The organism is Nitrosovibrio sp. Nv6 (genome assembly GCF_900110495.1).
Lineage (GTDB): Bacteria > Pseudomonadota > Gammaproteobacteria > Burkholderiales > Nitrosomonadaceae > Nitrosospira.
In genome coordinates, this window is the sequence record NZ_FODX01000001.1 from 97072 (window position 1) to 118981 (window position 21910).

The 21910-nt window shown below is 51.3% G+C and carries 20 protein-coding genes; 9 read left to right on the top strand and 11 right to left on the bottom strand.

The features are described from left to right. Window positions 1–3: 3 nt before the first annotated feature. From BMX66_RS00495 to BMX66_RS00520, 7 genes are all read left to right on the top strand, one after another. On the top strand, window positions 4–693 hold the full coding sequence (locus BMX66_RS00495; protein ID WP_090877344.1) for a F0F1 ATP synthase subunit A: 690 nt from the start codon (window positions 4–6) through the stop codon (window positions 691–693). 69 nt (window positions 694–762) lie between these two features. Then, on the top strand, window positions 763–1044 hold the full coding sequence (locus BMX66_RS00500) for a F0F1 ATP synthase subunit C (protein ID WP_090877347.1): 282 nt from the start codon (window positions 763–765) through the stop codon (window positions 1042–1044). 3 nt (window positions 1045–1047) lie between these two features. Next, complete coding sequence (locus BMX66_RS00505; protein ID WP_090877349.1) at window positions 1048–1944, top strand: F0F1 ATP synthase subunit delta; 897 nt, start codon at window positions 1048–1050, stop codon at window positions 1942–1944. Between the two features lie 2 nt (window positions 1945–1946). Beyond that, window positions 1947–3506, top strand: coding sequence for an alternate F1F0 ATPase, F1 subunit alpha (locus BMX66_RS00510; protein WP_090879600.1), 1560 nt, complete (start codon window positions 1947–1949; stop codon window positions 3504–3506). Between the two features lie 193 nt (window positions 3507–3699). Continuing rightward, the gene (locus BMX66_RS15865; protein ID WP_255398728.1) at window positions 3700–4098 is read left to right on the top strand and encodes a hypothetical protein; all 399 of its coding nucleotides are present in this window, start codon (window positions 3700–3702) and stop codon (window positions 4096–4098) included. A 51-nt stretch (window positions 4099–4149) separates the two neighbouring features. After that, window positions 4150–4668, top strand: coding sequence for a rhamnan synthesis F family protein (locus tag BMX66_RS15870; protein WP_255398729.1), 519 nt, complete (start codon window positions 4150–4152; stop codon window positions 4666–4668). Window positions 4669–4845: 177 nt separating this feature from the next. Next, entirely contained in the window at window positions 4846–5619 is a 774-nt protein-coding gene (locus BMX66_RS00520) for an FkbM family methyltransferase (protein WP_090877351.1), read from the top strand. Window positions 5620–5683: 64 nt separating this feature from the next. Here BMX66_RS00520 and BMX66_RS00525 read toward each other — a convergent pair whose 3' ends face one another. The 3 genes from BMX66_RS00525 to BMX66_RS00540 all read right to left on the bottom strand — a co-directional run bounded on the left by BMX66_RS00525 (window position 5684) and on the right by BMX66_RS00540 (window position 8523). Beyond that, window positions 5684–7438, bottom strand: a complete 1755-nt coding sequence (locus tag BMX66_RS00525) for an ABC transporter ATP-binding protein (RefSeq protein WP_090877353.1) — start codon at window positions 7436–7438, stop codon at window positions 5684–5686. A 246-nt stretch (window positions 7439–7684) separates the two neighbouring features. Then, complete coding sequence (locus BMX66_RS00535) at window positions 7685–8203, bottom strand: DUF2165 family protein (RefSeq protein WP_090877357.1); 519 nt, start codon at window positions 8201–8203, stop codon at window positions 7685–7687. A gap of 92 nt (window positions 8204–8295) precedes the next feature. Then, window positions 8296–8523, bottom strand: a complete 228-nt coding sequence (locus BMX66_RS00540; RefSeq protein ID WP_090877360.1) for a hypothetical protein — start codon at window positions 8521–8523, stop codon at window positions 8296–8298. A gap of 492 nt (window positions 8524–9015) precedes the next feature. On the opposite strand from BMX66_RS00540, the gene BMX66_RS00545 reads away from it, so the two are divergent. Then, window positions 9016–9939, top strand: a complete 924-nt coding sequence (locus BMX66_RS00545) for a non-homologous end joining protein Ku (RefSeq protein ID WP_090879603.1) — start codon at window positions 9016–9018, stop codon at window positions 9937–9939. A 9-nt stretch (window positions 9940–9948) separates the two neighbouring features. After that, the gene (gene ligD / locus BMX66_RS00550; RefSeq protein ID WP_090877362.1) at window positions 9949–12495 is read left to right on the top strand and encodes a DNA ligase D; all 2547 of its coding nucleotides are present in this window, start codon (window positions 9949–9951) and stop codon (window positions 12493–12495) included. 162 nt (window positions 12496–12657) lie between these two features. Here ligD and BMX66_RS00555 read toward each other — a convergent pair whose 3' ends face one another. From BMX66_RS00555 to BMX66_RS00585, 8 genes are all read right to left on the bottom strand, one after another. After that, a complete protein-coding gene (locus BMX66_RS00555; RefSeq protein ID WP_090877364.1) occupies window positions 12658–13695 on the bottom strand; it encodes a methyltransferase in 1038 nt (345 codons plus the stop codon). 127 nt (window positions 13696–13822) lie between these two features. After that, entirely contained in the window at window positions 13823–14323 is a 501-nt protein-coding gene (locus tag BMX66_RS00560; RefSeq protein ID WP_090877367.1) for an SRPBCC family protein, read from the bottom strand. A 172-nt stretch (window positions 14324–14495) separates the two neighbouring features. Continuing rightward, window positions 14496–15332, bottom strand: a complete 837-nt coding sequence (locus BMX66_RS00565; protein ID WP_090877369.1) for a hypothetical protein — start codon at window positions 15330–15332, stop codon at window positions 14496–14498. 120 nt (window positions 15333–15452) lie between these two features. Beyond that, the gene (locus BMX66_RS15510) at window positions 15453–15626 is read right to left on the bottom strand and encodes a hypothetical protein (protein ID WP_158593354.1); all 174 of its coding nucleotides are present in this window, start codon (window positions 15624–15626) and stop codon (window positions 15453–15455) included. 4 nt (window positions 15627–15630) lie between these two features. Continuing rightward, the gene (locus BMX66_RS00570) at window positions 15631–16614 is read right to left on the bottom strand and encodes an NAD-dependent epimerase/dehydratase family protein (RefSeq protein WP_090877371.1); all 984 of its coding nucleotides are present in this window, start codon (window positions 16612–16614) and stop codon (window positions 15631–15633) included. 237 nt (window positions 16615–16851) lie between these two features. Next, on the bottom strand, window positions 16852–17706 hold the full coding sequence (locus tag BMX66_RS00575; RefSeq protein ID WP_090877373.1) for an SDR family oxidoreductase: 855 nt from the start codon (window positions 17704–17706) through the stop codon (window positions 16852–16854). Window positions 17707–18054: 348 nt separating this feature from the next. Continuing rightward, window positions 18055–20034, bottom strand: a complete 1980-nt coding sequence (locus BMX66_RS00580) for an AsmA family protein (RefSeq protein WP_090879606.1) — start codon at window positions 20032–20034, stop codon at window positions 18055–18057. A gap of 445 nt (window positions 20035–20479) precedes the next feature. Then, entirely contained in the window at window positions 20480–21205 is a 726-nt protein-coding gene (locus tag BMX66_RS00585; protein ID WP_090877375.1) for a Crp/Fnr family transcriptional regulator, read from the bottom strand. Window positions 21206–21910 lie beyond the last annotated feature (705 nt).

Here is a 21910-nt window from a genome sequence, read left to right on the forward strand (position 1 = left end):
CGCATGCACCTTAGTCCTGACGACATCATCTTCTGGGAATATGGCTTCATCAAGCTTAATGCCACGATTGTCTATACCTGGGGACTCATGTTTGTGCTTGCCGCCGGTTCAAAGGCCGTTACCCGCAAACTTTCCGTTGGGCTGGAACGTGCCCGCTGGCAGAACCTGTTGGAAATCATCGTCAGTGCCATCAAGAAGCAGATCGAGGAAGTGGGTTTGCGCCAGTCCCGAATGTATCTGGGTTTCGTGGGCACACTGTTTGTATTTGTTGCAACGGCGAGCCTCTTCACTGTCATCCCCGGGTATGAGCCGCCCACGGGATCGCTCTCGACTACCACGGCGCTGGCGATTTGCGTGTTTATCGCCGTGCCGCTGTACGGCATAAAGGAGCAGGGGCTGGGCGGCTATCTTCGTTCCTATCTAGAGCCCACGCCCCTCATGCTTCCGTTTAATATTATTGGCGAGTTCTCCCGTACACTGGCTCTGGCTGTCCGTCTGTTTGGCAACATGATGAGCGGAACGATGATTCTTGCAATCCTGCTAAGCATCACGCCATTTTTCTTTCCAATCGTCATGAGCGCGCTTGGTCTGCTGACCGGTATGGTACAAGCTTATATCTTCAGCATCCTTGCCACCGTTTATATCGCTGCCGCCGCGTCGGGCACGGCGGCGGCTGAAGCCAATGACTCGTGAATCTGAAAGGGGATAACCGGCAAGCGCTTGATATTCAATAAATGGGATCAGATAGAATAAGGAGATGCTATGGACAGCATGACCCTGATTGCAATCGTATCGATTCTCACCGCCGGTTTAACGATCAGCATCGGCGTAATCGGCCCGGCATTGGGAGAAGCGCGGGCGATTGCCACGGCTTTGAGTTCCCTGGCACAGCAACCGGATGCATCCGCGACCATCACCCGCACATTGTTCGTTGGCCTGGCGATAATCGAGTCCATGGCAATCTACTGTTTCGTGGTTTCCATGATTCTGATTTTTGCCAATCCGTTCTGGAATCACGTGATTTCCGAGACTGCGGGGAAGTAATTCGTGCTGATCGACTGGTTCACTGTCGTTGCGCAAACTGTCAATTTTCTTGTTCTGGTATGGTTGTTGAAGCGTTTCTTTTACCAGCCCATTCTCAATGCCCTGGATGCGAGAGAGAGACGAATCGCTGCGGAACTGGCCGATGCCGATGCGAAAAAGATGGCGGCCGAAAAGGAGCGCAACGAGTTTCAGCACAAGAATGATGAGTTTGACCGGCAGCGGGCCGCGCTTTTGAACAATGCCTTGAGCGAGGCGCAAGCCGAACGCCAGCGGCTCCTCTCCGCCGCGCAAAATGATTTCGACAACCTGCGCGCGAGCCGGGAGAAAGCGTTGAGCCGCGAATATCGGAGCTTGAGCGAAGCGCTTACCCGGAAGACATGCGCGGAGGTATTTGCCATTGCGCGAAAGGTGTTGGCCGACCTCGCCAGTACCACCCTCGAAGCGCATGTCGTAGAAGCTTTTATCAGGCGCATGCGGGAGTTGGGCGATGATGAAAAGGCGCAATTGGCATCGGCGTTTCAGTCCAGGGCTGTGTCAACGCCAGCAGCGTCAACGGCGAAGCCAACGGTAGCAACGGTAGCGACGGTAGCGACGGCAGCAACGGTAGCGGAGGAGGTTCTGGTTCGCAGCGCGTTTGATTTATCCGCTCAACAGCAAAATTCAATAGCGGCTGCACTGAAGGAAATCCTGGGAGTGGAATCCTCAGTCCGGTTTGCGACCGAGCCAGAACTGGTCAGCGGCATTGAGCTTGTCACCAATGGCCACAAAGTGGCGTGGAGCATTGAGAATCACCTTGCATCGCTTGAAAAGGAGATCGGGAAACTTCTGGAAAATCAAACCGGATCTGAACCTGATTCTGGATCTGCATCCGCAGTTGAAATTCCGCCAGAGAGCCGATGAAGATGGCAGCAAACAATCTACAAGGCATATTCGACAGCGCTTTCGCACAAATGGCGCAGGCGCGCCAAGCCTGGACGCCGCAAATAACAGAGCGCGAGATAGGCGTTATTACCGGCATCGCCTCCGGCATTGCAAAAGTTTCCGGTCTTCCTGGCGTTGGCTTCGAGGAGGTGTTGAGATTTCCTGGTGATTCGTACGGCATAGCATTCAATGTCGAAGAAAACGACATTGGCGTGATTCTGCTGGACGACTACTCACAGTTGCATGCAGGTGATGAAGTTGAACGGACAGAACATGTAATGGATGTACCGGTGGGGGATGGGCTGATCGGAAGGGTCGTCGATCCATTAGGCCGGCCGCGCGACGGAAAAGCGCCGGTTATTTCCACAGCACGATTGCCGATCGAGCGTCCTGCTCCGTCGATCATGGACCGCGCACCGGTCACGGTGCCTTTGCAAACCGGCATCAAGGTTATTGATGCGCTTATTCCGGTCGGCCGTGGGCAGCGCGAGCTGATTCTGGGGGACCGCCAGACAGGCAAGACCGCCATCGCCCTGGATACGATACTGAATCAACGAAATGAAAATGTACTATGCGTTTATTGTGCTATCGGTCAGCATGCGTCAGGGGTGGCAAAGCTGATTGCAACCCTGTACGAAAAAGACGCAATACACTACACAATAGTTGTCGTAACCGAAGGCAACGATCCTCCCGGCCTCGCCTATATTGCGCCTTATGCCGCAACCAGTATCGCCGAGTATTTCATGGAACAGGGACGCGATGTGCTGATAGTGTACGATGATCTCACGCACCACGCCCGCGCATATCGGGAATTGTCTCTGCTGCTGCGCCGGCCGCCAGGCCGCGAAGCCTATCCTGGCGATATTTTCTACATTCACTCGCGGCTGCTGGAGCGCGCGACGCATTTGCGCGATTCGCTCGGTGGGGGCTCGCTGACCGCGCTGCCGATCGTCGAGACGGAAGCGCAGGATATTTCCGCCTACATCCCCACCAACCTGATTTCCATCACCGATGGTCAGATATACCTCTCCCCATCGCTGTTCGAATTGGGTGTGCTGCCGGCTGTCGATGCTGGCAAATCCGTTTCGCGTGTGGGCGGCAAGGCCCAGCGCGCTGTCTATCGCGCAGTTGCGGGTGATTTGAAACTGGATTACGCTCAATTTGAAGAGCTGGAAACCTTTGCCCGGTTCGGCGCGAGGCTGGATGAAGACACACGTAAAATTATCGAGCATGGCCGCCGCATCCGCGCCTGCCTCAAGCAGCCCGAGTCCACGCCGGTTTCAGTGCCTGAACAAACAGTCATGCTGCTGGCGCTGACCGCCAGGCTTTTTGACAATGTTCCGTCAGAGCGCATGGCCGATGCCGAGCAGGCGATTCGCAGGGCGGCAGCGAATATTTCAGCCGAAGTATGGACGCGCATCATGGCAGCTGATAATTTGGGTGACGAGGATCGTGAAATGATAATTCGAATAGCCCGCAAAACACTTGCCGGTTTTCAACTTCCCCTGGAACCTGATGCCGAAAGTTCTGGTGGGAAGTAGCAGCCGCTTGCGCGTCCTCCCGCTAGGTATCCAGGTATCGCTTCGCGAACCTTTCTTAACATCTTGCAGGTGCCGGAATGACCATTATGGAGGTGAACGGGGGAAGAATCTTTTTTGCCGAGTGGATAGGGCGAAGGTGTCGCTACTTCCTTTTTAGTGTTCGCCTGTTGACAGGCAGTTATAGCAGAGATCCATGAAAACATCCCTGAAGCGGCCAGACGACCGCTCCTCCGAGTGGCCGATGAAGTGGCCGATCAAAGCACTGGTGAAAGACTTCAAATATGTTCGCGATTTATCCTTCTATTTGCTTACAAGAAAGAAGATAAGCGAAAAACCATTGGTAAGACGATGTGAAGAAGGATTTGTAACGCCGGATTACGACAGACCCGTATGTCTTTTTTGTAGCTACGACGGAGAAAATATTGTCAGGGAGAATGTATACCATTATCTTGATGAGCTAGCGCTCGCGGGATTCAATATCATATTCATCAGCTCGAGTGACACGATTTCGGACGAAGATCTGGAGAGACTCTCGAAATGCTGCGTAAGAATTATAAACCGCGAGAATAAAGGGTACGATTTTTATGGATGAAAAACAGGCCTGGAAATATATTCTCAATACAAGACACACGCCGGTCTTCTTTTGGCCAACGATAGCGTTCTCGGTCCGCTTTTCAGTATCAGGGATATCATCACGAGACTTGAAAATTGCGACGCCGATATTGTCGGCATGACGGACTCTTTTCATATCCATCCGCACCTGCAATCTTATTTTCTCTATTGCAAAAAAAATGTAGTGCAATCCGAGGAATTTATCCGTTTCTTCAGGGAAGTCGACGTGCTGGAACTCAAAATTGCCATTATCCGGAAATACGAGGTCGGGTTTTCCCGGTTGTTGCGCCATCGATTTCGCCTTTCCGCGCTTTATGGTTTAGAGCCGGTCCTGGCTCGAGTTGATTACCATCAAAGACCTGCCACGTGGATTGAGCCAACTTTTCACTTGTGGAAGCCGCTTATTACAGAGTTCAAATTCCCGTTTCTTAAAAAAAGTTTGTTGACGAGGAAGGGCGTAAGCATGGAAGAAGCGTCAGCGGTGCTTGCGGAAAGCGGCTCTCCTTATAACATCGGCATTCTCAGCGATTGGATTCCGCCTAAGAGGTAGAACGTATCTGGTTCGGTTCATTCCATTCCACATCTTCGCGGACCTCAATCAAAACGATTGCATTAGCTTCAGGCTACGCAAAAATTAAAAATATTCGGGATTAAAACAAATAAACGGGATATCCTTCGGCATCCCCTATCTTTTTTCTCCGCAAGTAAATTTACAGCTCGAGCATACATGTCTTCATTTTTCACAAATATTCTGTCGGGGCTTGTTGTAGCGCTTTATGGACTGAAAGGCGGTTACACAAAGGTAAACGTCAAGGGCCAGTCCATACGTATCGCGGTGGATAATTTTCGGACTCTGCAACGGGCGAAAACTTATTCCATTAAAGAACCTGATACCCTGGATTGGCTTGACAGCTTCGAACCCGGATCGTGCTTCTTTGATCTGGGAGCGAATATCGGTCAATATTCCTTATACCCAGCGAAGAAATATGGAAATGACATTCAGGTGTATTCGTTTGAACCTCAGTGTATCAACTATTATCTGCTCAATAAAAATATCTACCTGAACAGGCTGGAAAAAAATATTACCGCCTATGGTGTGGCGGTGTCCGGAGAGGGCGGTTTTTCAAAACTGTATATTCCCAAGTTTATCGGTGGGGGAAACCGTTCACAGTTCGGTAAGGAAGATTTGAAGAACATGAAAAAACGGGCCAGCCACATTCAGGGCATGTTTGGGGTAACGCTGGACGAGTTATGTGCGAATTGGGGATTCCCTTACCCCAACTATATCAAGATAGATGTCGACGGCATAGAGATACCCATAATCAAGGGCGCGGAGAATGTTCTGAAGCATCCGTCGCTTAAATCCGTCATCGTCGAGTTGGGAACGCTTGAAGAGCAGCAGGAAGCCGTCCATCTGATGGAACAGGCGGGCCTGAAGGTTAAATTCAAGACAACCAAAAACTGGGGTGAAACCTGTTTCGTATTTGAAAAGACAGGTTAACCGGTTGCGATCCCCGAACGTTGCCGGTGGGTGCAGCGTAACCCGGGTCTGAGCAGCGCTTACCTTATCGGGAAGCCGAAGTTGCTTCCTTGCGTAATATGGATTGCGCATCCGAAGCATCCTCAACCTCGGGCGTGCGTTGCAGCCGCTCTACCTTACCGTTTGAAAGAGTGTATGTGTTATCGGCCGCATTGATCAGCGCGGGCTGATGAGATACGGCAACCACAGTGAGGTTCTGTGCGAGCTTCTGCAGGGTTTGGCAAACGAGCCGCTCACTTTCGGGATCGAGAGCGCTGGTCGGTTCATCCAGCAGCAGGAAAAGCGGCTGATGAGCCAGCGCCCTGGCAATTGCGATACGCTGACGCTGGCCGCCTGAAAGGAGTCCTCCACGCTCGCCGACTACAGTATTCAAGCCTTCCGGGAGTGCGCAAACAAAATCCCACGCGCCTGCCTGGCGCAGCGCCCTTTCTGCATCCGCTTCAACCAGATCGGGGGCGCCCACGATTATGTTGCTGAGGACGGTATCGTGAAGCAGGATATTCTCTTGAGACACATAACCGATCATCCGCCGCCAACCCCGAGGATTGATTTCGCGCAGAGATACGCCATCTATTAGAATTTCCCCTGATTTGGGCTCAGCCAGTCCGCACAGCAGGTCTAGCATTGTGCTCTTGCCAACACCTGATGGCCCTGCAATCGTGGTAAACGATTTGACGGAAATATCGAGGTTGAGACCTTCGAATATGGGCTTGGCGCCATAATCGAAATCGATATTGCGCAAGCTGATTCCCTTTTGAAACGTGGGCTGCCGCGTCCCGGTGGTTCTTTCCGCCGCAGCGCGCGCCTCGTCAATCGCTGTGCGCAAAGCCCAGTAAGCGCTCTCCTGCGCCATGAGATTCTGATATTTCCGCTGAGTTTTATTGAGCAAGCTCAGGAGACGTGTGAGCAGGAAGACCATGACCATCACCGCAGCCATTGAAAGATCCCATACCACCAGGGCCAGATATAGGCCGATTGCGATAAGGGTGGCGAGTATGGGCTCCTGCAGGGCCATCAACGCTTCCCGCGCCATGATTTCGCGCCGGGTAGCTTTTTCCAGTTGCCGGGTTTGATCATGCAGAATGGCATCTGCGACATTGTCTCGCGCCATCGCTTTCAACGATTTTACCGATCCCAGCACATCGGAAAGATACGTCAACAAGAGCCGCAGCAGTTGGGTCTGCTTGCTTCCTGCCCGGCGGGTGGCGCGGATCAACTGATTCAGCAGCCGCAGCATCACGATGCCGACAAGGAAGGAGGTAAGCGTTGCCTGCCATGAAACGAACATGGCCACGGTCCCATAAACAAGTACCTGTATCGCCAGCGCGAGCACTGTGACGCTATGCTCAAACCCATTAGCTGCCCGTAATGCCTCGGTGGCGACCGAATTTGCCAGCGAACCCATGGGTTGACGGAGATAATACTGCCACCGGCTGGCCAGCAGTGCATCGATCAATTCGAGGCGAAGCGCGGTTGCGACATGTGCAACGGTATAGCCAACCTGCCTGTTGGCCAGCAGCAGTATGAGGCTCTTGACGATCATGCCGCCAACGATAATCAGCAGCATCACGCCGATACTCGGCTCAATTCCAATACTATGGAGGGCCGCCACGATTCGCCGTCCGACATCGGAGTTGGCGGTATCGCCCACGGCGGTTGAAAGCAACGGAAGAAGCGCCGTCAGACTGAGCCCTTCAGCAACGCCAGCCGCCAGCAGCGCAATCAGGACATAAGCCGTGCGCCGGGGAAAAAGCATGCAGTAGGTATATAGGGTTCGCATAACTTGGTTTTTGCAGGCTATCGATTATCGCTGCACCTGCCGTAGTCTCTCTTTACGGTAAATTGACGCCGATCAGCTTGGGGATGCGGCAATACTCTTCAGTCGGTGGACGCCTCAGTGAAGCGCAGATGATTTTATCGATGTTAGTCAACGCAGTCGGAAAAGGCAGAATAACAGAATATGGCAAGCATTGACCGCGGTATTCGCGCTGGTTTTCCGCTTCCATTTTGCGGAGGGCCTGAATTTTCACGTTGTTGCCGATGCGGCGATTTTATCACTTTGCGCGACGTAAATAAGCACCAGGACAATAGAAACCACAAACCGGAATGCGGATTCCTGACCATTCCAGTCCGGCGACTGCCACATGCAGAACCATTCCCCTCCAATCACCATAAAACCGAAAAACCACAATCCAAAGCCGCAGGACAACCCGAGGACGGACAGAAATTTCGCCTTATCAAACGTCGGGGGGTCGCTTTTGATATGCCGAAGAAGCCGCAACGCGCCTGAAAGGCATAATATGGCAATTGCAAATTCTGTAAATATAATGAATCCGTAGGTTATGGAATGTAGAAGAGGTTCGGTGATAGCGCGATGTTTCAGCGCATTTCCAGGATAAACGGTATCCATCGACATTACATGCTGAACAAACAGGAAGTTTGACTGATAATCAACCACATTGTTAAAAGCAACCACCAGAGTCAGGCAGCCGATCCCGGATATCAGGAAAATTTTGCTTCCTCGAATTGCCAGTGATTTTTCCATGTTTTGAACTTCCCTTTGCTTAAACAAGGGGAGCATTGGCGGAAAAAGGAGAAAACGGCGCTGCTATTGATGGCCCGGCACTTGTGCTTTCCTTACTCGGTTTTGCGGACACCGCGAACATTAAGCGTGGCCAGAGCAACCTGGAGGCCGATAACCGCGAAGGCTTGAACATGCCATCCCCAGAGAATCCACAAGCCATTGCTGAGGAGCGAGCACAGAAAGCCGGCATGACGCTTATGCCTGGATTGATATGTCAGCAGCCAGACTGAAAGTATGTTGATCACCATGGCGGGCCATTGTAGCAGGTTAAAATAATCCATATTATTCAATCCTTAGAAAAGTATTTGCAAAATGTACCCGACGGTATTCGCGGCCCCCTGCTTCATGAATCGGCGTCGTCTATGGCTGTGTCCGATCGAAATGAACAATGTCTCATTCGCGAGCTGATCGTTCCGTACGAAAGAACACACTAGCAGCCTGTCGGACTTAAAGGAAATCTGCTGCAAAAGCGTCTGGCTGGTCCATATTTCGCCGCTTTTTTGGCCAATAGAATAACTATTGGCCTTAAATCCTCAAAAATCTGTCCTCACCCAGTCACTTTTTCGCTTCGATTCTTCAAGTCCCACAGGCTGGTAGGCAATTAACCTTGGTACGCGACCGCACAGACATCAAGGTGAGGACAGACCATGATTATTCTTGAGGTGTGTTTAAAGGCGCTTAAGTCGCGGTGGCTGGTCAGCAGTATCAGTATCAACGCGTTTGATCGGTGCCCGATTTTGGTTTGGGACGTTATCTTTACTGAAAACGAAACAATGGCTACTTCAACTACAAGCAGTCGGTCGTTATGGAAGGGCGCTATCAGCTTCGGCCTGGTGCATATACCTGTAGCCCTTCATTCCGCGACTTCGGAGCAGGGACTGGATTTCGACTGGCTGGACAAGCGCAGCATGGATCCGGTCGGATACAAGCGCATTAACAAGAAGACCGGGAAAGAAATCGACAAGGAAAATATTGTCAAGGGAATCGAATATGAGGATGGGCAGTATGTGGTTCTGAGTCAGGAGGAGATCGCGGCTGCTTATCCAAAAGCCACGCAAACGATTGAAATCGAAATGTTTGTCCCGGCCACCGACATTCCATTCGTTTATCTTGAACGGTCCTACTATATCGTTCCGATCAACAAGGGAGGCAAGGTTTATGCGCTCTTGCGCGAGGCCCTTCTCAAAACCCGGCGAGTCGGTATTGCCCGGGTGGTTATACAGACCAGGCAGCATCTGGCTGCGCTCGTGCCATCAGGTCCCGCGCTCGTGCTGAATCTGTTGCGATGGGGGGACGAAATACGCAGCTGGGAAAAATTGAGTTTTCCTCCAGAGGGAGCTGAAGAGGCGGGCATTAACGATAAAGAACTGAAAATGGCTGAGCAATTGGTGATGGACATGAGCGGCAAATGGCATCCTGAGCAATTTCGTGATTCGTTCAAGGATGAAATCATGAAGCTCGTGCATGAGAAGGTCGAAACGGGCGACATACAAACTGTTGCTCAACCAGAGGAAGCCGAAGCCGCGCGTAGCAGCGCACAGATTCTGGACCTGACCGAATTGCTCCAGCGCAGCCTGAAGAAGGGCGAAGACAAAGATGAAGAAGATAGGGGCACGACAACCGGGAGAAAGTCGACGAAGGCTGGAGCAGATCCCGTACCGGGCCACGCCAGAGGTACACGCAAGCGCCGCGCGTGATGTAAGCCCATGGCCAAATCCGATTCACTCAAAACCTACCGCGCCAAACGTGATTTTACTGTAACTTCAGAACCCTCCGGCATCAGTAATAGCGGTAAGGCAGACGGGACGGCTTTGTCGTTTGTCGTCCAGAAGCACTGGGCAACCCGCTTGCATTACGACTTCAGACTTGAACTCGACGGAGCCATGAAAAGTTGGGCTGTCCCGAAAGGACCCAGCTTCGACCCAAATGACAAACGAATGGCAGTTCATGTTGAAGACCATCCTGTTTCCTACAATAGTTTTGAAGGCGAAATTCCACCGGGACAGTATGGCGCGGGTAAAGTCATTATCTGGGATAAAGGAACCTGGGTTCCTCTTGAAGATCCTCATAAGGGCTATCGTGGCGGAAAGCTGAAATTTGAATTGCGCGGGCACAAACTGAAGGGGCACTGGGCATTAGTCCGCATGAGAAGCAAGGAAGAAGAAAAGCAGGAGGCCTGGCTGCTTATTAAAGAAAAAGATGAATATGTCCGTCCGTCAAGCGATTATAGCGTGGTGGATGAAATGCCCGAGAGTGTTGCCAAGCTTGAACGCCCCGCGACTCGGAAAATTGAAGAACCGGCAAGTACAGGATCTTCCGGTACCAGACGAGGGCCATCCAGGAAAAAACAAAAACCGGGCTTGCCGGAAAACGCGGTTAAAGCTGATCTTCCCCATACGTTGCGGCCTCAACTGGCCACGCTCGTAGATGGACCTCCCAATGATGCGGATGAGTGGATCTATGAAATCAAGTTCGACGGTTATCGAATGCTGACGAGAATAGACGCCCGAGCGGTCAGGATTTTTACCCGCAATGGACATGACTGGTCTCATAAAATGCCGGGCCTGGTAGAAGCAATAAGTAAAATGAAGTTGAAGCCTGGGTGGCTCGATGGCGAACTCGTGGTATTGAATGAAAAAGGCATACCGGACTTCCAGGCTCTGCAAAACGCATTCGACAGTTCGCGCACGCAAGGCATTATCTATTATTTCTTTGATGTACCGTTCTATGATGGATATGACTTGAGAGGCGTTCCTCTTGTTGAGCGTAGAGAATTGCTGAAAACGCTTCTTGAGACACCTCCTGAAAAAATACGCTTCAGCGACATTTTCGATGCGTCACCCCACGACATTGTTGCCTCCGCGTGCCGTCTTGGACTGGAAGGCGTTATCGGCAAGCGTAAAACCTCGACTTATGTCTCGCGCCGCTCTTCCGAGTGGATAAAGCTGAAGTGCAAGCAACGTCAGGAATTTGTCATTGGCGGCTATACGGATCCGAAGGGTTCCCGAACAGGGATAGGCTCGCTTCTGCTCGGCTTTTATGATGAGGACAAGAAACTCCAATATGCTGGAAATGTAGGCGCCGGATTTAGCGATAAAACGCTTCGAGACCTTAAAGCGAATCTGGACAAGGTTCCTGCTCGGCGTTGTCCCTTCGTTGAAGGGAGCGGCATCGATAAAAAGGCCCATTGGATCAAGCCAGCACTAGTGGCTGAAGTTTCCTTTGGCGAATGGACGCGGGGCGGTCATATTCGCCATTCAGTTTTTCATGGCTTAAGATCGGACAAGAAAGCAGAATCCATTATTCGCGAGAAACCGATGCATATCGACGCAGCGAAACCAGCGAAACCAGCTTCTCTCTCGTCGTCGCTGAAGATAACAAATCCTGACCGCGTGATTGACCCGTCTACAGGGTTCAAGAAAATTGACCTCATTCGTTACTACTCATTGGTCGCTCCTTTAATGCTTGAGCACCTCAAAGCGAGACCGGTATCACTTGTGCGCGCGCCGGAAGGGATATCGGGTCAACTGTTTTTTCAGAAGCATTGGGAAAAAGAAAACATGCCGGGAGTGAGCCAGCTTGATCCCGCCCTGGATCCGGAGCATGAGTCACTGCTCGAAATTGAAACTGCTGAGGGTTTGTTATCAGCTGCTCAAATGAATGTGATCGAGTTTCATACCTGGAACGCCACAAAAAATGCTATTGGCAAGCCTGACAGAATGACGTTCGATCTCGATCCCGGTGAAGGTGTGAAGTGGCCGCTCATGCAGGAGTCGGCGCAGCTTGTTTACGTATTCCTCAAGGAATTGGGGTTGAAGTCTTTTCTGAAAACCAGTGGGGGAAAGGGCTTGCACGTTATCGTGCCGATCAAAAGACTGCGCGATTGGGATACCGTAAAAGACTTTTCTCAAGCCATCGTTCAACATCTGGCCGAAACCATACCGCAGCGTTTCGTTGCAAAAAGCGGACCGCGCAACCGCGTCGGAAAAATTTTCGTTGATTATCTCCGCAATGGTTTCGGTGCAACGACCGTATCCGCCTGGTCGGTACGTGCACGTCCTGGCTTGGGCGTATCCGTACCCGTGTCTTGGGAAGAGCTGGAGTCGCTTACCAGTGGTGCGCGCTGGTCTGCGTCCAATATCCATGAGCGCCTTGATAAAGGCAACAATCCATGGTCGGACTACGACGCTACAAAGCAGTCAATAGTTCCGGCGATGAAGAAGTTGGGATTCAAGCCAAACAAAGGGCAGTGAAGATGAATGCCTGTAAGAACCGGGGGCGGATCTAAAGCACGAACTCGAACCTTGTAATCAGGTGATCAAACCTTGTGTAACGCGGCGTTTTGAAGGAATTCTGAAAAAGTAATGTCCGAGTTTACCAACTGCGCGCTAGGGGCTTTGCAGATGGTCAGGGTTCTAAGGCTTGACCCCTGTAACCAAGCTATAGTAGCCGAAAGCGGGGTATATCTGAATGTCATGAAACCCGGCTTCTGACAACATGGTGGACAGCTCGGGGGCAGAATAAGACTCACCCTCTGTCCACCCCATCATTAACATGCTGAAGGCAGCGGTCGCGAAAGGGCCGGTTTTCTTGTCGTTATAGAGCATTCCATGAATGATGATACGCCCTCCGGATGGAAGGCTATTAAAGCTCTTTGCCGTAAGAAAATTACATTTATCCGACGGCCAGTCATTATAGACGGAGGAATAAAAGTGTAGATCGGCCGAAGGCAGGGGATCACTCCACATGTCGCCTTCGCACGTCCTAATACGGCCCTGCAGGTTGTGCTGGCCGATGAATTCTTTAGCGACTTCGCATACCTGTGGAAAATCGAAAACTATTGCCTGTAGATTCGGCAACTTCGATACGGCACCAATAGAATGCGCGCCCGAGCTTCCGCCAATATCGAGCATTGTCCGGTGACTGGATAGATCCAGAACGTCCGGCCAGCAGAATGCGGATGTAATACTGAAACTGTACATGCCGCGGGTAAACCGGCGCACTTGCTCAGCCTGATCCTCATGAGATCCATAGATGGCCGATCCCCCGTAAACCTGGGGGGTATCCGTGAGGACCGCCCTTTTCAGGCTCGCAAATGAATGAACTTGATCATCATCTATCATCAAATCCCAAAAGAAACCAAAATAGTTGGGGCTCGTTTCCAGTAGATAATGCTCTGCGACCGGGGTGAGCGAATAGCGTTCATCTTGCAGGGACAAGAAGCCAAGCGCTGTTGCAGTTGTTAAAATGGCTTCGGCGGGCCGCCTCTTTATGTTCAGCTTGTCGCAGATGGCGGGCAGCGTCAGCGCCCCATCGGCGAGCAGGGGAAAGACCTTCAGTTTATGCGCCAGCAGTAACGCGGGATAGCCGTAGATCCCGAGTACAACATCCCATAGCGGCCGGTCATCTTCTATTTTCATCGAATTAGCGCTTATGGACGCTTCCTGAGTCATAAGTAAAATCCTTTTTTACCGAAAACTGGATGGTCAAGCTATACAACCATTAATTTCGCCGGGCAGTCCAATATGTGGATAGGGGCGCGGAAACCCGAACTTTTTAATTAAGAGAGATCTAGTCAGGTCAGCCGGTCGCAGCGCCCTCGGACTCAACCAGACGTTTTATGTTTCGCACCGTTCGTTCCGCGCCATCCTGAACGGCGGTGCGGACCAATGGCTCAAACGGCCGCATAAATACCTGGATCTCAAGTAATTCAAACGTAAATTGCAGTTTGACCGACTTTCCATCACGGTCATCCTGCAACTCGTAAATACAGCGAAAAGGTTCGGAGAGGCCAGCGAAGGCCAAGCGCCTATAGGGTTCATAAATCGTTATCCTGAACTTCGATTCCGACCGGTGTCCCTGGTCGACACGAACCTGCCTCGCAATCGTTCCCAGCTTCACAGGGCCGTCGCCGAGCTGCTCAAGCTCTTTGACCTCCGGCGACCATTTGGGATAATTCAAAAAAAGGTCTTCGCCGATATATTTGAATACCTTTGTGGCAGAACATTCCATCAGAATGTTCGCTTTGCCCACTACAGGCTCAGAGGGGCCTAAGTTGAACATGGACCCTAAATTGAACATAGTATGCTACTCCTGTTCCTCAGCCTGGAGATCCGATCGTCTACTTTATTTACAGTAATTGTATGCGGTGCCAAGTAATGCGGCCGGTAAGGTCATCTATAAAAGCAAAACGAGCAGATCTTCCCTGCTCTGAATAAGCTTCCGGCTAGCCCAACTGCCCCTAGCCCAAAGCTTAGTTCAGTTTGTCTGCTTTAACAACTTCTTTAGGCAAAAGCAGCTCTCGTGGATGACGCGCGATTTGCGGAGGTACGGTCATCAGATAACAATTATTGGCACATTGTTCGAGTTTCCATATCTTCCCATCCATTCCCTCCGGGACGGGATATGAGAAGTAGGTGTTCTCTGTTGTGTTTGCCAACACAACAGTACCTTTCGGATCAACGATGCGCGCTCCAATATTCTTCCAGTACCCGCCTATCACGCTGGTGTTTTTCGGTACGTAGAAATAAGCGGCATAGCTGTCGCTAAATGGCGAAGGTTTCTTCAATTCCTGGTTGACGTGTGTCATGGTAAATTGCGGCTCCCAATCAATGGCGAACCCGGCTTTGTCCTTCACGTCGATACGGTACAGCTTTCCAGGGGTCAAGTTCACCTTGTAGTTTCTGACCACCTTGTCCGGAGGCAGAACAGCTTCCGCAACTGCAACACCGGCCGTGGCGTCGACGAAAGTCAGCTTCGTATTGATAGGAATAGGGTACGCAATACCTGTTTTACCGGCGAACGTAAAATCGGATTGCCCCGGTTTCATGAACAAATACCAATGATGATTACCAGCGAGGTTAACAACGTCGGTTCTCGGGCGGGGGTCAGCATCAAATGCTGCGGGTTTGACCAGATCCAGTGAGAACTTGGCCGGGGTAAATATCGATTCCGGATTATCGGCAATAGCCGCCCCGGCCTTTGCGGGATTCGGCTGTGGCTCGTTGGCTAACGCCACCGTGGTATCAGCAAAAGATACCTGAGCAATCAAAGATATTCCGGCAATGTACATAATTAAATCATTTTTCATAAACCCTCCTTTCTACTCATGTTCAAACATTTGTTGCATAAAGATCAGGTGTTCAGTCCCGCGTATGCTGGTGCGCAGCTTATCGTGCCGTCTCTTCGAGTTTCTTGACCTCGGCCCTACCTAACGCATGGGGCTTTCGGGATTCCGGCCTGTGATCAGCAAATCATCCTCCACAACCGGGACGATACATCGGGAAACAACGCTGTTGATGAAGCGGTTTTTGGACTCTGCATCGATAACATATTCCCGATAGATCAGAGCATGGCACTTACCGCAACCAGATGGCGATTTCACCGAGTCAGATCCAATGCTGTTGTCGATACCAGTGCACAGCATCCCTTGCTGATTCCTCTATGGGCCGCGACTTCAAACCAAGTTCGGCAAAGGTTTCTGAGGGATCGATGTGTATGGAACGTTTTGTAAGCCGGACCCCCGTGATGGTTGTCATAGGCATGCAATGCGAGATGTGGTCGGCCCACAGCTCACTGAACCAACCAACTGCAAGCGCCGCCGGATAGGGAATGGCCCATTTTGGGACCGGACGATTCACGATACGTCCAAGAACTTGAAGCCACTCGATCAACCGATAGTTGTATCCACCAAGTAAATACCGGACGCCAGCCCGGCCTTGTTGCATCGCACGCACCAACCCGTCAGCCACGTCGCGCACGTCAATCAGGTTCAATCGACAATCAAGATATGCCGGAATCTTTCCTTGACAGAATGCAACCGAAAGGCGAGTTGGAGGCGTTTTATTTCGATCTCCAGGTCCGATGGGCAATGTCGGGCTACATACGATCACTGGAGCGCCCGCCTCGGCAAGTTGGAACACAGCTTGTTCCGCGCGGAATTTGCTCAGGCAGTAAGGCCCGACCATGTCCTTTTCACGAAAGCGTGCGGGCTCAGCGGTTCCACCATTGGATTGATCCGATGCGAGAATACTTTCAGTGCTTACATACAACGCTCGGCTCACTCCGTTGTCGAGTGCAGCCCGCATGACGTTGAGGGCGCCGATATGATTAATCTCGTCATATTCACGACGTTTGTGCCGCCAAAGATTTGGATCGGCAGCCAAGTGGTAGACATGCTCGCATCCACGTGTAGCATTGCACATCGCGCCCAGGTCGCGAATATCTGCTCGAACAAGTTCAATATAGTCTAGGGGTAAATGATTTACCACTGCAGAGGGGTGTTCAAGCACTCGCACGGGTTCGTGGGCGTTGATTAATTGCTGTACGAGATGTGAGCCGATAAATCCTGCGCCACCTGTCACCAAATTCATATCAAGACACCGTTTGGGCAGAAACGCCGCAAAGTGGTGAAACTGCGTTCGTACTTTGGGGTGCCGCTCGCGTTTGGGAGAGATTCGATCAACCGGATCGATAACGGTATTATTAATTGGACAGACAAGCCTCGCGCAAGTCGAACAAGATGTTCGTTGCAAGCATTGATCCCGGCATGGCCTCTTCCCATATCTGTGACTGCTCCCAACGGGGAATCGCTAACGACATCCTATTTTTTACCCATTTATTACAGTGCCCCCATTCGGATGAAGCACTTGTCCTGCCATGTATGAGCAGTCCTGAGAGGCTAGAAAAACATAACAGGGCGCTACCTCGTCAGGTTGTCCAGGCCGTTTTATCGGGACATCTTTTCCGAAACTGCCGACTTTCTCGGGCGGAAAAGTGGATGGTATTAAAGGTGTCCATATTGGACCAGGAGCCACGGCGTTAACATGTATTCCACGCTCGATCAACTGTAGCGACAACGATCGGGTGAACGAAACGATTGCGCCTTTTGTGGTGGAGTAATCAAGCAGGTGCGGGCTTCCCTTATAGGCTGTTACCGAAGTCGTGTTAATTATGCGCGCTCCCTTTTTAAGATGGGGAAGCGCAGCCTTCACCATGTGGAACATCGAAAATATGTTTGTGCGGAAAGTTTTTTCGAGCTGCGCATTATCGATATCAAGAATGCTTTCGCGAACGTGTTGCTCCGCGGCATTGTTCACCAGGATGTCGATTTGGCCCAAAACGTCGGCCGCCTTTGCCACGACTTCCTTGCAGAATTTTTCATCTCCTACGTCTCCAGCAATTAACAGACATTTTCTCCCGCACTGCTCGATTTCGTCTTTTGTATCATTCGCATCTTCGTGCTCATTGAAGTAGGCAACGACTATATCCGCTCCTTCTTTGGCAAAGGCGACAGCTACAGCACGCCCGATACCGCTATCCCCGCCGGTAATAATCGCAACCTTGGATTTCAGCTTTCCACTGCCTTTGTATCCCTCAACAGTCGAGTCAGGCCGAGGTTCCATCTCTGTTTCCAGGCCTGGTTGCTGCGTTTGATGCTGTTCAGGAATTTCTATGGTTCCCATTGCGAATGCCTCCGTGATTGACGTTTAAGATAACCCGGTGCCGTCAATGTCACGGCTTATCCGTGTATAGCGGCATGAACGCACTTATATCCAGCTACCGATATCTCGAGATAAAGAGTGGCATGATGCCGCCTCCTCTCAAGAATCAATGTCAGTCAGTACGAAGCTCGGGCTTCAGAAGCGAGCGTTGAAAATCAGAAAGATAATAGCCCACTATAATGATCGTCGCGCCTTGATCCGTACGCTGACACACATAAGAGAGGGAGTGATCTAAGTAAGGGGATACCCAGTAGTCCGAGTTTGCTGAACAAGCGCCACCGCTACCGCCACCTGGCGCCACGACCTTTCTCAGGGTTTCCCGGCTCGAGTCTCTTTCTTTTGGGATTTCTTCGGCAGTGGTTTTTCCACCGAGGCAATCAATGCCCTGCAATTATTATCCTCACCCGGACCCGTCTCGATCAGCGGTATCAGCGCAGCGACGGGCGTTGCAAAAATACCCAGCAATACTGCCGCGCCAACGCGTATCGCCAACATCTTGTCCGGATAGACCGTGGGATCCTTGAAAGTACCGCCAATATGGACAGGTGTACGGAGACTGACAATACTGAAGTCTTTGGGCTGAGGAGACAACTTCATATCGATGGTTTCTTCAACCAAGCTTATCTGCCCTTCGCCAATAATATTGGTGTCGGCTGTGTCAATGATGAAGACCTCGCTGGTCATTATGCCGTTCTTGATATCGAAATCGCTTACAGCGCAACGAACCTTGACGTTTTTGTCTCCGGTAACCAGAAACTTCATGATTTCGGCTCCGTCGAGTCCTATGATTTCCAGCATCAGATTACTGATCTGCCCTCCAGCCATGATTAACCCAAAGCGGCCATCCGCCGACGCCAGAAGCGCTCCGACCGATTCTCCCTGACCCTTCAATTTCATTTTGCCGCCAATTACACCCTTGCTGCCCTCGGTAAGTTCGATCTTGGGGAAAAGCTTCGGTAACTGCAGCCTTTTAAAATCCACCTCAGCTTCACCGGCCGGGGTTTCATTGCGAGCATTTATGGTGAGGTTTGAAACGATATTTCCCCCTGCAACCGAGAAGTTGGCAGGATCGAGCGTCAGTAGCCCGTTATCCACTTTGAGATGCGCCACCAGATGTTCAACTGGCAAATCCTTGTTACGGATGGATTTGCCCGTGAATTTGACGTCCGCGTCCATGGCCTGCAACCGATCCACCTGAAATTTCTTGTCAGGTAGAACACGATGGCGCTGAGCTTCTATCGAGGCTTTCTTTTCCTGTTTCTCCGCTGGAGTGTCCTGCGGCTGGGGCGCGCGTCTGGCGCCGATAAAACCCCTTAAATCGTTCAGATCCAGAACTTGGGATACGACGTCGCCACGTAACATCGGGCGCTCACCGCCCGTATCAAAAAGTATGTCGCCGCCGAGATCGCTTTTGCCTACCGTTCCCGAAAATCCTTTCATGGACCATTCGGTTTTTTGATGCAAAAGCCGTCCTGATATGTGGTATGGCGGCGAGGGGAAAATGACAATCCCCACAATCGGGTAGAGCGCGGATAGATCCTCGCCGCGGATATCCACGTTCAAGTCCATTGCGGGCAACTTGGCAACCCGCGTAACCGTGCCGTCAATCGTCGCGCGGGTTGTTCCTACTTCCGCGCTCGCCTTGATGGGATAGGGATATGTCTTGTCCGTGAGCGATATAACTGCGCCACCCTGGGCTTGAGCCTTGAACTGCAAACCGGTGAACTTGCCTTCTGCGGCCACATCAAGCGGCATATCCCGCACGTCCGCACCGGATTCGTTGTTTATGCTCGCTGTTATGTCAGTTTCGGTCTTCGGGTCGCGAAAGATAAGCTTGCCCTGATCCAGGATGAGCTTTCCGATTTCCGGTAATTCCGCTTTCTTTTCCTCTTCTTTTTTCAAATCCCAGTTACGCTTTCCATCCACACTTTTCTCAAGGATGATTTTCGGGTGGGATATGGATACTTCAGGCAATACGATATCCCCCAGAAGCAGATCCCAAAGGCTGATCCTGAACGCAACCTTATCCACCCCGAGCATTGGCTGCTCAGTTCCCCATTCCGCATTGGCAAGCGAGATCCCTTCGGCACTGATCAACGGGTTTAGTGACAACCTGACATCCAGATCGCCCCGGATAACGAATTCGCGATCTGTTTTTTCGGTGACCTGGCGCTCTATGTATGGCTTCATCATATTCCAGTCAAACCAGATGACGAAAATTATGACAAGCAGCACAAATAACGATAACGTGCCGAAGACGGACAATCTTCTCTTTGTACGGGCTCTCATGTCTGCAGGATTCGTAATCCGGGAAGTAAAATGAGCCATCAGTAGTTCGAACGAACGATAATACTGCCGCGGGTGGCGAGTTTCAGTACGTCATCGCACATTGGAGAATCTTTGAATAAGCCGTGATTTGCTGCAAACGCACAGCAGGGGTTTTACAAGAAAGGAAATGCTTCAATGCGAGGCAGCTGGAGGTGAAACTTGGAATCTGGACTTTGCTTGTCCAGAAATGTCAGAAGGGGGAGACTGAGGCCCCGAAAGGATATTGGCAGTGCGTACGAGTGCTGGCAGCCTGTCGGACTTGAAGAATCGAAGCGAAAAAGTGACTGGGTGAGGACAGATTTTGACGGTTTTGAAGGCCAATAGTTATTCTATCGGCCGAAAAAGCGGCGAAATATGGACCAGCCAGACGCTTTTGCAGCCGATTTCCTTTAAGTCCGACAGATTGCTAGTACTTTCGCACGTCGCGAAACAAGCGGTCAAATTCTTTCTTGACAACGTCATAGCATTCGCAGACGTGCGCTTCCAACCCGGTTCTGTCCAGTACAGTAATGTGGCCACGACGGTAACGAATAATTTCCGCTTGTTGCAATTTTCCGGCAGCCTCTGTAATACCTTCCCGTCGCACGCCGAGCATGCTCGCGATCAATTCCTGAGTCATGACCAACTCCTCCGAATTCAATCGATCCAGCGTCAATAAAAGCCAACGACACAGCTGTTGCTCGATCGTATGGTGTCTGTTGCATACCGCTGTCTGGGAAATCTGTGTAATAAGCGCTTGAGTGTAACGCAACAGCAAGCGCTGGACCGGCCCTCCCTGGTTAAACTCTTGCAATAGAAGTGCAGCCTTCAGCCGGTAGCCGTGACCAGCCGTTTGCACTGTGGCCCAACTCGGTGTGCTTTCACCTCCCATGAACAGCGAAATACCGAGCATGCCCTCATTGCCTACTCCCGCAATCTCCGACGATGCGCCATTCTCCAGAATGTAGTGGAGGGAAATGATTGTGGAGGTGGGAAAGTAGACGTAGGGAAGCCGGCCGCCGGATTCACAAAGAACATCACCAAGTGGCAAATGGATCAGTTCGAGATGCGGCTTTAAACGTTCAAGTTCGGCCGCCGGCAAAGCGGCGAGGAGATGGTTCTGGTTAGGCTGATGTGGGGGAGAACTAAGCATCCGCTACAGAAATGTAAAAAATAAGCGCAGCCGGCGCAAAAAAATGGAATCTAATCGCAAATGCTTGGGGCTCCTGTTTCCCTGATCCTATTCCCTATTCCCTTTTGCCTGCCGGTTCCCATCCAGACTTATGATAGCATCTATCCTGAGATGCAATCCTGTCAAGTAGAGCTTTTGCGAGTATTCCATTTTTATGGGTCAGCATTTTGTGCGCTAGCGTACATACTACAGATGAGTCAGGACTTTATCATTACACCAAGGAATAAAAGCGCGACGCTTTGGGGCGCCCCAACAACCTGGCGTCCCGGCAACCTGGCGAATGGCAAGGACGCAATAATACGTTGACATATCAAGGCCGGCAGAGGTTGCGAGAAATACAATGCCATATGCTACCCTTAGGTATAAGGCGTACGTTGCCTTAGGGTACGCGGGGGGTACGCGGGACCGTGAAGATTTTCATGCAAGTCAAGTAAAGACTGCATGGGGACTGAACGAACAAGGCTTCCCTCGTGTAAATTTTTGCCTGCAGCAAGGAGCCTGGTAATACTCCGGAAGCATTCTTCCTTCCCCTCATATCACCATCGCTCTGCGGTTGAGGGAATTACGCATCCGGGGTGAGATTATCGCATCCTCCGGAATCAAGACGAGACCACGACGTTACAAAGTCCCATATCTGTCTCCCATCGCCAAGGGCTAGCATTTTGA